The following is a 14113-nucleotide window of genomic DNA, read 5'->3' on the forward strand; positions in this document are numbered from 1 at the left end:
TCAGTGAACTCAACCCGCGACCCGAAGCACGGTAAATCTGAGCTAGGGCGTGTTTACGAAGTACGGATCCCAGTCCAGGATGCGCTGACCACCCAGGGAGCGCGCATTCGAGAGGAAGCGGGCCAGTTCAACAAAGCCTCCCTTTTCGTTGTCTTGTGCGTTGATGAAGCATCGGCTCCACCCGGTGTACCCAATTTGCCTCTTACTCCCCATCTGGCAGCCGGCCTGGGTGCGCCAGTAGCTGTCGTTCGGAGCGGACATTGCTCCATTCCAGGTAGATGCCATCGGGTACTCGTCGCAAGATTTCCCCGCAGGCGCGAGCTTCGCGATGGAATCAGGGCAAGCCCGGTCGCGATTCAGCTTCTTACGAGCCTGGTCGTACATCCTGAACAAGGCATTGTAAGAAGAACACGAACCGTTTTGAACCTTGCCACACGTCGGCTTACCAGGCAATCCGCTGCGCTGCGCCTCCCTGATGTGCCACGCGAGACTCGGTCGTGACCCGTTGAGCGGGTAGTCGAGCGTGGGAATGTAATTCGGAACTACGCATCCTCGGGACGTACCCGTGCGGGTCGCGTTATCACACCGCACCCAGTTCGAGCCAAAGGTGTGGATCCCGAATTGCACGTTGGGCACCACGGGGGAGATGAAGACGAACGTCATGTTCGCATGCATGGTATATCTCGGCCGGCCCACATTGCTTTCGAGGTGGAGCGCGTCGACGTCCACGTTCAAGCGAGCCTTCGCGCCCTTATAGAAGACGGAACCGCTTTGCGGATAGAAATGCGTCCTGCAGGAGTTGTCGCACCAAGTGCCGGTGAGTGAGGTGATCGCTGCGAGAGTGTTCCCCCACGCCGCAGTGGTCTCGAAGTACATGCGATATTCCCACTGGGCCTTGACGGGATTCAGTGCAGCGTAGCGGTAGACCGAAACCGTGAAGCCGCCCACGAGCGTTTTGCCCAGCCAAGTATTCACCGGGATGATGTTCTTGTAGCAGGCCTCATAGCGATTGATCCGCCATACCCCGCCGCTGCCCCAGCAGATTCGCGGGGAGGTATTGTACGAGGACTGAATCGATACCTCGCCATCCTGCGTGGCCGCTAGCCGTTCGGTATCAATCGCATCCGATTCCGCAATGTCCTGTGCGGTGGGAAGGGTGGCACAGGCCCACGCGGAGCCGTCAGCCGGGGGCGTCTTTTGGGCGCATTCATCGACTCCGTCGACGGGTGTCGTCGTCTCGGGCTGCACGATGATGGCCGGATCGTCGTCCACGGCGGAGATGCTGGCGACTGGCTCTTCCGGCTCGTCCAGGTCGACCTCATCGCCTTCGTCGTTCGTCAATGAGTCGTTGACGGCCGTCGGGAGGACATCTCCGTCCTGGGACACCGGCTCGGCGCCTGGCACGTCGGCAACGTCGGACGGCTCCACGAACTTGATGTCCCCGAGAGTCGGCGCACTGTCGTCGCTCGTGACCGGCATGTCAACGCTCGCCATGTTCGCGCGAACCGTGAATTCGCACCAGGATGACCAGACCGTCTCCCCGGCCGCCTTAACGCGCCATTTGTAGGAATCCCCGGAGGTCAACGTGTCCTGGGGAATCACCACTGCTGCCCGAAGACCTGCAACGTCACCGCTGCTCTCCATGCCAAGCGGCAGGCCGTCGACCGTCGCGTACTCGAAGCTGGCGTTGATCGTAGAGATCGTAGGGTGCGAATACGTCGCGAACAGTAGCGGGGTCAAAGTGTTCACCACGGGCCGGCTGGCTCCGCTGACACAGCTCGAGTTCGGTTGCGTGCCGTCGGCCTTGACGTACACGCCCCGGCTGGCCAACGTCGGAATTAGCCCCACGGCCGTGAAGCTGTACGCGTTGACCGGAGACAAGTTCCCAACCCTGTCCCGCGAGCGCACATACAAGGTATGCAGGCCCCCCGTGGGCGGGGTCAACGCAACCGACGCAGCACCACCGATACTGCTGGCGTTGACGACAGTGGCGGGCGGGTTAGTGTCCAGCCCGTACTGGTATGCGGCGACGTCGCTGACGCCGTTCGCGCCGAAGCTGAACGTTCCGGCCGTTCCCGCAGTGGCGCCGACGGCGCCCTGCGGGTAGGCGGTTGACGAAACGGTGGGTGCTTTGTCGGGGGCGAGTGTGTCGACGGTGAATTCGCACCAACTGCTCGGGGCGGCCGAGACGCCACCGTCTGCGGCCAGCCCATATGCACGCCACGAGTAGGTCTTGCCGTCAACAAGCTGCCCGGCTGGAACTGTGCTGGAAATGGTAGAGCCCGAGACGCTGACCAGGTTCGTGGATGTCTCGCCGGCCTTGACACCGCCGGTCCACCATTCAAACCGCGCACCGACGTAGCTGTCATCGTCGGATACCACCGCCTTGAGTGTCGGCGTGGTGGTGGCGATGTACGGTCGGGCCGTGCCGGTAGTGCATGCCATGGCGGGGTTCGTGGACACGGCGCCAACGGTCGGCTTGTTGTTGTAGGTGACCGTCACCTGGGGCAGCTTGGTGGTGTCGGTGTAGTCGGTCGAGTAGAAGTTCTTCGCCGCCGCTGGGTCGGCCTCGTTGCTCGCGCGAAGCCCCATGTGGCTGACGTCGTAGCCGGCGTCAGCAGATCGTTGGAAGAAGCCAGCCAAGTCGTTCATGTAGACCCGGCCGCCGGCGATGCAACCGTTGAGTCCGCTCTTCGTTGCCGAGGAGGCGTCGTCCTTGTACCGCCACTCCGGCTGGTTGGTCCACCGAGTGGAGGTGTTCGCTCCACCGATGACGGTCCATGCCTCCCAGATCTTGCTTGTGCACGAATTGGAGGCCGAGTTCCACAGGCTCAGCGAGGCTGAGGTGATGTACTTGCCCTTGAAGGCTGAGGTGTTCCAGTTGAGGTACGCCCGGGCGACCTTTCCACTCCAGGCACCGATTTGCAGGTAGGGCGTGGTGGTTTGGTCCGCGGTGAGTCCGTCACGGACCCAGGTGTCGTAGGTGTCGCCATTGGTGGCGGAAAGGGCGGGGTCGATCGTAACGGGGTAGACGGTGTTCGGGTCGGTCAGGAAGTTGGTGTCCGGGGTGAGCGCGAGGTCGACGCCGGAACTCTCGATCGGCGTGGGCCTACCCGTCGTGCGGGAAGCGTTGCGGTGCCGGGCGCTGATGCCGACCCGTCGCTTGACAGCGGGCTCTCCGGTTACCTTGTCGGTCCGGGCATCCCACATCAACGGCTGTGGCGATGCGGCTACGACCTGCTCATTGGAGTCGAGCAGCGCGAGCCCACCGTCTTTGTCCAGCTCGTGCGAGACAGCGTCTTCCGCGGTGATCGGCATCGTCAGCTTGGCGACCTGCGATGCAGCGGAACGCTTCTTGACGATGTAGAAGCTCTCGACGCCCTTAGGCGTGGCTTCCACGACCAGATCAATGTTGGGCTTGATGTTGCGGTAGGTTGCCTTAGACCCACTCAACTCCGGCTCTGGCAACTCTCCTTCGAACCCCATCGCAACATCAGAGCCTTCGGACTCCAGCGTGGCGAGGGCGTGCAGTCCAACGTCCTCGGTAGCACCGGACAGCCTGAGCTCATTGGGGTGAGCGACGGGCGCGACGGAGCCGTCCGGCTGACGCACGAGGGTCAGGTCGATCGGCACCCACTTGTTGTTCTTGCGAGCCCGGACGGGGGCGCTGCTCAACTCGACACGGATCTGTCCGTTCGGCAGCGCCCAAGATTGCGACGTTTCCGAGGTCTCAGCGGCGATCAGAACCGGGCTGCCACACCGCGCAGCCATGGCAGTGGCTGCACTCTCGACGTCCTGCTCGTTCGTGCAACTGGGCGCTGGCGCTGGCGTTGCCGTGTCGGCGGCTGATGCCTCCACCGGCGGCACCGCCAGGACCCCGGCGATCACCGACATTACCGTCGCCCCGGTCAATGACCGTGACCTTACGGCTCTCATTGAGATCAGGCCCGGCAGAAGCTGCCTACGTCCTAACACGTTGGTCCCGTTCTGTAGATGACTAGAACGGCACGCGTCACCAGCTCAAGAAGTCGGCCGCGCGCCGGTGTAGCCATCGGCGCGGGCTCATCCGACATCAGACTCTTTACAAGAACTTGAAGGTCGGCGGGTAGGACGGCATTCCAACCGCTACGGCCGACGGTGACCCGCCCGACCGCAGACGGAAGTGGCAGATGTGATGGATGGGAACGGAGGAAGGATGATGTCCCCGAAACCTGCTCCAGATCCGGCTGCGTGCCGGGATACCACCGAGGAGGATAACCGTCTGCGAACGTAGCTCGACTGTCCCGTGGAAGCGACTCCAGAGCCATCTCATCGGCTTAGGGCATCACCTTCGTCCCACGTGGGACCTGAGACCAGCGGATCAGCATTCAGCTATCGTTCTCATCCTGCACCACCCTGTCACCGGACCATCGGTCCGGTCGCGGACGCGAGGGTTCTACTGAACGAAACGCTTAAGTCCCTGCGATGCAGCCCGATGGAGAGTCGTGTTCTTACGCCAGGAAGTGCGTCTGTGCGCCGCATCGATAGCGGTTGTACTGCTCGCTGGCTGCGACCCCAATGCGGCGAGTGTCCCAGCACCGTCGCCGTCTCAGCATTCCGTGCCTGTCAGCAGCCCGGCATCGTCAAGTCCTGTGCCGGGACAATCTGTGACCGACGGAACCTGCGAAGGATCCCCGACGAATTCTGCAAGTCCGAGTCCCTGCCCCGATGGGGTTCTGCCACCAGACAACATAGTTGTTGACGAGCAGTTCTCGGCTTCTCGCCGTCCCTCGAGCTAATCCCGGGGCCCTGGCTGCGGGTCACCACCCAAAGTCCGTACCGTCATTGCCTAGGTCGATCAACATGCCGGTGTGCGCGGCACATCGGGAGTACCGCATCCGGAGCTGTGCTCGAAATACCAGCCGCGGCGACAGGTCTCCACCCGTACCCGGACCGGCGTTCCTCAGGCGGCGGATCCCGGGACTGACGGCCACGCCTCAAACGGACGCTGTATCGGCGTAGGAAATTGCACGTGGACCCAGGCAGGTGGATGAAGCCTCCTTCACGACGGCAAGGCCGGTCCGCGTGCGCGGACCGGCCTTGCGAAGTGGGTTGGTTCAGCGGTGATGCGCGAGCTGCGGGTCGGTGACGACGTCGGGCCAGGCGTCGGCGGCGATCTTTTCGCCGTGCGGGCTGACGACCAGGTCGCCGCTGCGCTGCGGGCGCGGTGCGCTCGGGGCGGGCGTGCTGCTCGGCAGGGCCACGATGTCGGCCGGCGTGATGTTGATGACCGGCTCGTCGCTCTGGTCCAGGTACGGGAAGAACTTCTTGACCATGACGAGGACCTCGGTGCCGGGTCGCAGGGAGCGGGCGAGCAGCATCTGCTGTTCGTCCCAGCAGGTCACCTCGAACTCCATAGGCGCGGTGGAGACCCACCGGCCGTCCTTGCGGTAGCCGGTGCGGTGCAGGATGCGGAACTTGACGAAGGCCCGCCCGCCGCTGTTGGTGTGGCCCTGCTGGCAGCGGCCGCGAACGGTGCCCTGGATGAGACTGGTGAAGATCTGCTTCGACGGTTCCTGGCTCATGACGAGAACTCCCCGGGATGATCGACTGGTCGGTAAGAGACCCCGGGGCCGGCTGTGTGACCGGCCCCGGGGAGGCGGTCAGGCGGCCTGCAACTCGCGCTCGGCCTCGGGCTCGGCGGTGGCGGGATCCCACGCGTCGCCGGCCGGGTGGTCGCTGGGTACCGGCAGGGCTCCGGTGAAGCGCATGGACACCGACACGTTCTCGGCGGTGACTTCCAGGACGCCGCCGGGTGTGCCGTCCTGGCGGGTGAAGGGCCACACGTTCAGGTCGTCGCGGGCCTTGACGACCACGGTGTCGCCCTTGCTCAACTCGGCGCATCGTTCGGCGAGCTCGCCCCAGACGGTGACCTGGGCCCACATGGGGGTCGTGTCGACCCACTGCCCCTCGGTGGTGCGGCGGCGGCGGTTGTGGGCGACCCGCAGCCGGCACAGCGTCTGTCCGCTGCCGGTGATGTCGAGCTCGGGCTTAGCGGCGAGGTTGCCCTCGAAGGAGAGGGTGAATTCCGACATGTGCTTGGCTCCCGTTCAGATGGTGCGGTGCGGCCCGTGACGCGGCTCGGATTGGGTGATCCGGGCGCCGTGGTGCCGCGCTGACGGGGCCGGTCAGAGCCCGCACGTGGGCCGAGGGGTGCAAGCCCTGTTCGAGTCAGAAGATCTTGGCGTCGAGCAACGCGAGACGGTGTGGGCCAAGATGTTCTGCCGGGGCTTGCACCCCTGGCCTGGGTGGGCTGACCTTCGGGTCCCTCAGCAGCGGGACCAGCGGACGTCCACGCACCGCCTCAGCCGGGATGCCGGGACCGCCACGCGTGCACCTGGCGGAGCAGCTGTCGTTGCCCTCCCGTGTGGGCGGCCGGCCTGCGCTGGCTCGGGCCACGCACTGCAGGCTCGGCACGTCGGTCGAGTGGCGGGTCGTCTCGCCGCCCGCCTCGAGAGCGGGCGGCGTCCTACCGTTGTCCAGGTCGAGGTGAGTACTTCCGATGGGTGACGGCCGCGCTGGCGTCAGCTGTGCGGTCCCGGCCAGGTGTGAACCGGTGCTTTCCTGACACGACGTGCGGCGGCACTCTGCCGGTCACCGAGACGCCGAGGATGACGCAGCCCGGCTCGCCACCCGGACGACAGCGTGCGCTGGACCTCGGCGCGACCCAGTCCTGTGCTCAGGGCGGCTTCGGTCAGTTCGCGTCGTACGGCCGCCTCGTCCATGGGCGTGTTCGCTGCCAGTTGCCCGAGCCGGAACGCGGCCCGGTTCAGCGCGTCGTTGCGGCCGCCGCCGCTGATACGCCGACCGCCGCTGATCATCGGCCGTGGCGCCCGGCGCACACGTTCGGCTTCTCCGTCGAGCGCCGCCCGCAGGTAGCGGTCCAGGTCTGCGATCGGGGTCGACGGCGGACCGGCGGGTGCCGGCGGTGCAGGTAGCACCAGGGCGCGCAGCTGCGGTGGACACTCGGGCAGGTCGCCGTTCTGCCAGGGCTGCTGAAACGTGTACCGGGTGCCGGTGTGATGTAGCGACGGTGGAGCGACGACGAGACCGCCTCGGCCGCGCCAGTCCACGCCGGGCAGGACCGCGACCCGGCTGGGCAGCTCGTCGGCGGCGTACCACAGGTGCCACCCGGAACCCGTACGGATCAGCGGCCCGGGTGGGCGAACAACGTCGAGCAGGTCGAGCACGACGCGTAGCCCGGTGTTGGTGTCGATGTCGCAGACGTCCAAGGCGGTCCCGGTGACCAGGCCGATGTTCGCGTGCGGCCACCGTGACCACCACGACCGGATGACCTGCGGCTGCCGGGAGGCGTCGTGCAGGCCGCGACGCACGCGGGGATGCTTGCCCGGCGAACCGCAGGCCGCGCCGGCTCGGCAGCTGCAGACACCGCCGGCGTCGGGAGTGTGCAGGGGCAGCACGGCGATACCCGCTGCGGCGTAGCCGATCGCCGTGGCCACGAGGTCTGCCGTCGTGACCGGCGGTCGTGCGGTTCCGCCGTCAACCGGTTCGGCCGGTCGGAACGCGTTCACCGTTCACCTGCGCAACGCTGGCTCGCTCGCAGCTCGGGATACACAAGCCGGTCCCGGCCAGCAGTGATGTGGCGGTCGGGTGGGCGGCGACCGGCGAGCAGCTGACGTGGTGTCGAGCGTGCAGCACGCGGGGGTGGGCCGGCGAGGCGCACGTGGGACACGACGGTGCCGTAGGGCGCGGCGGCGCAACGGTGACCCGACCGCGGCGCTGGCGCCGAAGGCGGATCACAGATGCCAGGTCTGCGTGCGAGACGAAGAGGGTGAGACACAACGGCTCCTCGGGGGTGACGGCGGTGCTGGAGGACCGCGGAGGTCCGCAGGTCGAGGATCGATTCGCCTGCTGGCCCGCCTGGAGGACAGAGGGTGGTGAGTGGTGGAGGCCGGGTTGGTCACGGTGACCGGCCGCGGTCACCGTGACGCGCGGGCGTGCGGTGGCAGCACGCGCGCGGTGCTGCTGCGGCGGCTGCAGCGCGGGCGTGCCGCTTCCGCTGGTCGGCCGACGGCGGCTGGCCTGCGGCTGGAGTGCGTAGCGCGGCGGTCGTCGCGAGCTTCTTCCCAGTGGGCGGTTAGGGCCGGGTTATCCAACGACCGGGCTGCGGGCCGTCGGCCGGGTGGCTGGGCTGGTGGTCGTGCTCGATCACCGTGGCGTGGGGATGGCTCGGCTGCCACTGGCCGTCTGCCGCGCTCACGGCGTGGCAGCCCTCGACGGTGCAGTGCCGCGTGAGGGGGTCGAAGACGATGCCGTAGTGGCCGGCGTCGTCGGTGCTGACATACAGCGAGAGCGGTCCGTCGGGGTGCAGCACCCGGTGGGTGCCGGGCGGTGCGCTGATGAGGGCGGTGAGTTGCAGCGACCAACTGGCTGCGGCGTCGCGGTAGAGGTCGCTGTTGGTGCCGTACGCGTCGGCGAGCTTGACCAGGTGGTGCTGGCAGGAGGCGACGGTGGCGGTGGCGTCGCGGCTGATGTCGAGGCGCACCAGGTGGGGTTGGGTGTCGATGGGGTTGAGCAGCGGGGTGGGTACGGCCGGGTCGTCGTAGCTGGCAGGCAGCAGTGCGGCGAGGTTCATGCCGGTGGAGGTCGCGGCGCCCCACGTGTAGGCCCGATCGGTGACGGTGGTGACGATCGCGGTCCATTGACTGACCGGAATCGCGTAGTTGCTGCGGTCGAACCGCGCGTTGTTGTGGTGGTCGCGGTACGTGAGCCCCTGGCCGGTCAGCAGGGCGTCGAACACCGCAGTGACGACGGCGTCGACCAACTCGTGCGGGCCGGACGCATCGCCGTGGATCCGCTCGCGAACGGTGGCCAGCTCGCTGTCTGAGAGAGGACGCCGGACGGCGGTGAACGCCGGCGGTGAGGTGGGTGTGAACCAAGGGTTCATGGCGCAACTCCGAGGAAAGAAGACCGTCCGGCACGTCAACGGGGACGCAGCAGACGGTGGGTGGCAGACCTTGGTGGGCGGGACAATGGGATGCGGCCCGTCGCGGTACAGGCATCGCAGGAGGCCGCCGTCGAACAGGTCGGCGGTGCATCGGCTCTCGGCGTCAATGCGCAGGAGATCCGAAGCAGAGGTGTTAGCGCACAGCGCTCGCCAGGCACCCCGGGCAGACACGGCCCGGCGGTGCGGTGCTCGCGCGCACAAGGTCCGGGCCGGGTTCTCGGATGGACGGCGGAGAATCGCCGGGTGGCGGCCGGGGGCCTGTGCGTCTGACGGTGCTCAGGCAGTGGCCGCAGGCGGGGCCGCGCTGCATCTCCCGCGAGAGATGCAGCGCGGCGTCTGTGTCAGGCGGCGGCGGAGATTGCGCCGAGCTCGTACGGCTCTCCGGCGCCGTCGGAGGTCTGGGCCTCGTTGCGGTCGAGCAGCACCTCGATCACCACGGCATCCGCCTCCTCGTCCGCCACCTGCTCGTCGGCCGCGAGGACGTCGACGATCTCGTCCTGCTCGCTGGCGTCGGGCATCTGCGTCACGTCGGTGACCGGCGGGGTGTCAGGGATCTCGGCTTCCTCATCGTTGAGATCCTTGATCTCGCGGTCGCCCTCGTCGTCTTCGTCGGCGACTGTCGCTGTCCACCCCCGGCAGAGCTCCTGCTCGTCGTCGGTCAGGGGGTACTTGCGCTGACGCAGCTCGTCGTACCAGGCGACCGCCGCCTCCTTGTCGATCCACATCCGGTGCGGCTGGGTGGTGCCGTTCAGGTTCCACTCCAGCGCGCAGATGTACTTGGCGACCAGGCTGCGGCGCAGCCTGTCCTCCCCGGCGCCGGCAAGGGTGTCGTTGTCGGAGCCGCCGAGAGCCCGGTACAGCTCGTCTAGGTCGGCGGAGCGACCCATCGCCTTGCCGAGGGTGGCCGTCCGCAGAGCCGGCACGAACAGCGCGCGGGCGCCCTTGGCGGTGCCGAACTTCTCGACGATGAACTCGCGGCGTACCGTCGCGGCTAGCGTGAGGCGCTCGAGTCGCTCCTTCTCCTGCTGCTCGGCGAGTTCCTTGGCAGCGATCTGTTCCGGGCTCAGACCGCGGTGCGCCGCCGAAATTTCCTTGCGGCGGCTGTAGCCACGTTGTGCCGGGTCGTCGCAGTACACGACGGCGCGCGCCTGCCCGCCGTCTTTCTCCACGAAGGCGTGGAAGCCGGGCTGGGCCTTGACCGCGTCGACGTCGACCGGCTGGCCGTCGGCGTCCAGGAGCAGGTCCGCGCGTACGGCGGTGCCGTCGTAGCCGAAGCCGCGTGGTTTGGGTGTCACGTCGACGCTCTCGAGGACCAGGTGGGCCTTGGCCACGTCGCGGTTGCGGGCGTAGGCGCGCTTGTCCCGCAGCCGTGACAGCTCGTGCTTGAAGTCGTACTGGTCACCCAGCTTGTCCAGCAGCTTGCGCTGGGCGTCCGGGTCGTCGGCGAACTCCTCCAGCGCGAGCGCCTGGTCCAGGGTGAGAGTCCCGGCGTTGAGCGCGCGCTGCGCGGTGGACGGCAACGTGCGGGCCTTGATCGCGGTGCGGACTTGACTAACATCGGTGCGGCGGGCGTCGGCGATCTGCTGGTCGCTGAGGCCGAAGTCGAGCAGCATCTGGTAGGCCTCAGCCTGCTCGATGCCCTCCAGGTCCTTGTGGTGGTCGTTGACCTCCAGCATCTGCAGGATGAGATGGATGTCGTCGTCGGTGTCGGCGATGAAGCACGGCAGGTCGAAGCGTTCGGCCGCGATCGCCGCGTTGCGGCGGCGGAGCCCGTCGACGACGGCGAAATGCTCGACGGGTTCGGCGTCCTCGACCGGCTTTCCGTTGGCGTCGACGGGCGGGAAGAACCCGATCGAGCGGACGACCAGCGGGGCGCGGACGCCGAACAGGCGCACGGAGGCGATCAGGTCGTTCAGGTCACCCATCTGCGTGCGCTTGAAGCCCTGCGGCTCGTGCACGTGGCGGGCGTCGAGCAGCCCGGCGCGGAACGGCAGTTGCTGGCCGTCCTGGCCCGTGTTGAGGTGCACCGGCCCGTCGACGACCTCGCCGATCAGCGCGGGCGCAGCCGCGACCAGCTCGGTGCTGGCGACGGTAGCGGGCTCGCCGGGGGCGGCGACGTCGTTGTCCGCAGCAGTCTCGGCGGCCGTGGTGGTGTCGTTGATGACGGTGGCCACGATGGAATTACCTCCACAGATAGAGCTGTGATGAGCTGCGCTCGGGCGGGCGCCCGAGCGGTGCTGGCCTGATCCGCCCCGGGCCGGCCGATCGACGTGAACCCGCAAAGGCCCACCCCGGCAGTCACATCGGCGGAGTAATGGCTGGTAGGGGTGGGCTTGCGGGGCGCGGCGCGGGCGGCCAGGATCAATGGCCAGCCCCGTCGGCACCCGCTCCGGTGCCAAGCTGACGAGACAACCGGCCCTCGAAAAGTCGTAGTTGGGGTTGGCGCCGCCGGTGACGGCAGCGGCCCAGGCGATGCGCGCGTTCAGCGATGACAGGCGTCAGCGAGCCGCGGGGCGGCGCAGACGGTGCGCGGGCACACGGGTCCGTACGACGCTGGTCACCAGCCTGGTCAACCGGTGACCCGGTCCTTCGCGGACGGCGCGCTTGCAGGCCACGGTGGCCAGCGCGTGTTCGTCGCGCCGCCACGCGCACCAGGCGGCCAGGGTCGCCGGGCCGCAGGCGTAGCGGTCCGGGACGCGGCGGGTTACATCCAGCCACAGATCGCGTTGCCACATGCACCCGCACACGGCGTCCCACGCCGTTTCGAGGATGTCGCGGTGGGTCAGGGCGAGCGCCAGCGGCGCCAGCTGCCCGGCCGTGAGGCGCTGACCGCGCTTGGCGGCGGTCAGAACGTCGTCAAGCAGCCCGGGTGCGGCGGCATCCGGCGCCAGGGCCGCCACCGCAGTCTCCGTCTCTGCCTGCGCTACCAGGTCGGGGGCGACCAGAGTGTCCAGGTCCTGCCGCGACGGTAAGGCCACCATGCCGGCGTATGTCAGCTGCGTGGCGACCGCGCTGGTGGCCGGATCGATGTCCATACCGCGGCTGGCCTGGCACGAACAGCTGTCGAGCAGACACACGCACCGAGACCCGGTGACCCACAGCAGCGTGTGCAGCGGCCAGAACAGACCAAGGATCCGGCCGATCGTGGTCAAGACGGGCCGTATCGGCGGTGGGCCGTAGCCGATGAGTGCGACTTCGGCGAACGGCTCGGCCGGTGCCTGCAGCATCAGGTGCTCGCTCAGCGCCTCGGCCGAAAACCGCAACGGTTCGGCGGCCACCCCAAGGATGCGCCGATCCGCGGCGAGGTACACCGCGACGATCTCGTCGCCTGGGTGGTAGCCCAGCAGGTACGGCACGGCACCCAGCAGGTCCTGCGGGCTGCGGGCGGTGGTGTCAGGTGACGGATCGGTCATGATCGTAGGCGCCTTTCAAACAAGAGAGCTCGGGCGTGCGCTGCGGTGCTGACACCGGTCACCGGCGTGGGAGGCGACCGGCTAGTGGAGGGCTTGGCGTCACGAGAAGCGGCGTCGGCATCGACGTGTGGCCGTGTGGCCGGGTGGCCGGGTGGCCGCGGGCATGCTGGTGCCGCGTGGCGCTGCTGGCGCGGCCGGGCGCGCACACATGCCAGCCGGTTACGGCCCGTCGATAGGGGCCGGCTCAGCGGTGTCCGGCCTCGGCGGTAGCGCGCCGAGCACCCGCACGGTGGTAGTGGCCCTGATCGGCTTGTCCTGCGGGCCCCGCAGATGCGGCCGCACGACGATCCAGTCCCGCAGCTTCCGGCCCGGCCCGTATGGCTGGTGACGCCAGTGCGGCGCCACCCACCAGCGGTAATCTCGCTCGGACTGGCCGCTGACGCCGGTGTGCTGCGCGGGCGCAGAGCTTGATCGCGTACCGCGGATCCGCACCAGCGCCACGTCGGGTTCCGGCCGCTGCGCACGCCGGTAGGCCCGGCGAATCGACGTGTCGACCTTCGCCGGAGTGGTTTCGGCGAGCCGCTGGCGAATCAGCCGCCACGTCGTCAGCAGCGGGGCCGCCGGGTGGGTGGCGGTGACGGGCTGCCCGGGGCGCAGCGTGACCGCGAACGCGGGGATCAGCCAGCCCACCTCACCGCGCAGCTGTTGCACGGCTGCGGGTGCGAGCCCGTCGCCGATGCTGCGGTAACCGACGAGCTGCATCGCCTCGCCGTGGCTGCTCCATGACGCGGCCACGCAGCGGCGGCGGACGTCGACCGCTTGCGCCCATGCGACGAAGCCGTGCGCGGCCGGCAGATCACCCGGGCGAATCCCAGCCGCGGCAAGACCTGGGCGGCGTTGCGGGTCAGGACGGTGAATTCCTCGTCGATCCAGTACAGGCGGGCGATCGCGAGACTGGCCGCCAGCAGTGCGCGCGCCGCGTTGTGGTCGAGCCCGAAGGGCAATCCGACATCACCGGCGGTCAGTTCGGCCAGTCGGTCACGGACTTTCGGCAACGTGGTTGCCGGCAGCGGGACGGCGTCCCATTGCCCGTCGGCGGTGAGAGCACGGCCGGGCCGCAGCGTGGCGAGGACCTGTCGCAGCATGGCGGCCAGGTGCGCCACCACCTCGGCGGCGAAGGTCATGCCGTGCGTCAGGATCCGGTCCAGCAGGCCGGCAAGGTTGCGGGCCTCGACCAGGGCGGCGCACTCGACACAGGCCGACCAGCGGGTGCCGTAATCCCGTATGACGCGGCCGTGCGCAGTGTCGACTTGGACCAGGACCCGCTGAGTCGTCGCGTATACGAAAAGGATCTTGGGATCGGTGCAGAAGTCGCAGACGTAGGCGGTCTCGACGGTGTCGGCGGTCACCGGCACGGGCGGGTGGTCTGCGTCCTTCCAGATCGGATGCTGGTAGGACACGATGCCGGAGGCCAGCTCGGCGTAGCGGTCGAGCGGGTTGCCGCAGGTGCCGCACACGAACCGCGGCGCCTGCACGTCGGCGGTCAGGTCTGAGCCGGGTGCATCACTACCGGAAGTGCTTGGCGTGGCGGTGGACGTCGGGGGAACGATGCGCCGTCGAGCCGGCATGGACTACCTCCAGAACGCACGACAGGGCGCCCACCGATGCGGTGGGCGCCCTGCAATGGCCAGCG

The 14113-nt window shown here is 68.0% G+C and carries 9 protein-coding genes; all 9 read right to left on the minus strand.

What is annotated here, in order from left to right:
- Positions 1-42 precede the first annotated feature (42 nt).
- Entirely contained in the window at positions 43-3888 is a 3846-nt protein-coding gene (locus tag ACIBO8_RS10205) for a hypothetical protein (RefSeq protein ID WP_396114831.1), read from the minus strand.
- Positions 3889-5096: 1208 nt separating this feature from the next.
- Positions 5097-5564, minus strand: coding sequence for a hypothetical protein (locus ACIBO8_RS10210; RefSeq protein WP_396114832.1), 468 nt, complete (start codon positions 5562-5564; stop codon positions 5097-5099).
- A 78-nt stretch (positions 5565-5642) separates the two neighbouring features.
- Positions 5643-6074 carry a single-stranded DNA-binding protein gene (locus ACIBO8_RS10215; protein ID WP_396114833.1) on the minus strand — a complete coding sequence of 144 codons (432 nt, stop codon included), beginning with the start codon at positions 6072-6074 and terminating at the stop codon, positions 5643-5645.
- Positions 6075-6563: 489 nt separating this feature from the next.
- Positions 6564-7499 (minus strand): bifunctional DNA primase/polymerase, encoded by a 936-nt coding sequence (locus ACIBO8_RS10220; protein ID WP_396114834.1) that lies wholly within the window; start codon positions 7497-7499, stop codon positions 6564-6566.
- Between the two features lie 638 nt (positions 7500-8137).
- Positions 8138-8947, minus strand: coding sequence for a hypothetical protein (locus tag ACIBO8_RS10225; protein ID WP_396114835.1), 810 nt, complete (start codon positions 8945-8947; stop codon positions 8138-8140).
- Positions 8948-9348: 401 nt separating this feature from the next.
- Positions 9349-11181, minus strand: coding sequence for a ParB/RepB/Spo0J family partition protein (locus tag ACIBO8_RS10230; protein ID WP_396114836.1), 1833 nt, complete (start codon positions 11179-11181; stop codon positions 9349-9351).
- 324 nt (positions 11182-11505) lie between these two features.
- On the minus strand, positions 11506-12420 hold the full coding sequence (locus ACIBO8_RS10235; RefSeq protein WP_396114837.1) for a DUF4192 domain-containing protein: 915 nt from the start codon (positions 12418-12420) through the stop codon (positions 11506-11508).
- A gap of 219 nt (positions 12421-12639) precedes the next feature.
- The gene (locus ACIBO8_RS10240) at positions 12640-13110 is read right to left on the minus strand and encodes a hypothetical protein (protein WP_396114838.1); all 471 of its coding nucleotides are present in this window, start codon (positions 13108-13110) and stop codon (positions 12640-12642) included.
- Positions 13098-14048 (minus strand): hypothetical protein, encoded by a 951-nt coding sequence (locus ACIBO8_RS10245; RefSeq protein WP_396114839.1) that lies wholly within the window; start codon positions 14046-14048, stop codon positions 13098-13100. The genes ACIBO8_RS10240 and ACIBO8_RS10245 overlap by 13 nt, the downstream gene beginning before the upstream one ends.
- Between the last annotated feature and the right edge of the window lie 65 nt (positions 14049-14113).

Origin of the sequence: Actinoplanes sp. NPDC049681 (assembly GCF_044465265.1) — a bacterium.
Classification (GTDB): Bacteria; Actinomycetota; Actinomycetes; order Mycobacteriales; family Micromonosporaceae; genus Actinoplanes.

Excerpts from the sequence above, each read along its gene's own strand:
- ACIBO8_RS10210 (WP_396114832.1), bottom strand. The coding sequence starts at position 5,564 with ATGAGCCAGGAACCGTCGAAGCAGATCTTCACCAGTCTCATCCAGGGC.
- ACIBO8_RS10235 (WP_396114837.1), bottom strand. The coding sequence starts at position 12,420 with ATGACCGATCCGTCACCTGACACCACCGCCCGCAGCCCGCAGGACCTG.
- ACIBO8_RS10245 (WP_396114839.1), bottom strand. The coding sequence starts at position 14,048 with ATGCCGGCTCGACGGCGCATCGTTCCCCCGACGTCCACCGCCACGCCA.
- ACIBO8_RS10215 (WP_396114833.1), bottom strand. The coding sequence starts at position 6,074 with ATGTCGGAATTCACCCTCTCCTTCGAGGGCAACCTCGCCGCTAAGCCC.
- ACIBO8_RS10225 (WP_396114835.1), bottom strand. The coding sequence starts at position 8,947 with ATGAACCCTTGGTTCACACCCACCTCACCGCCGGCGTTCACCGCCGTC.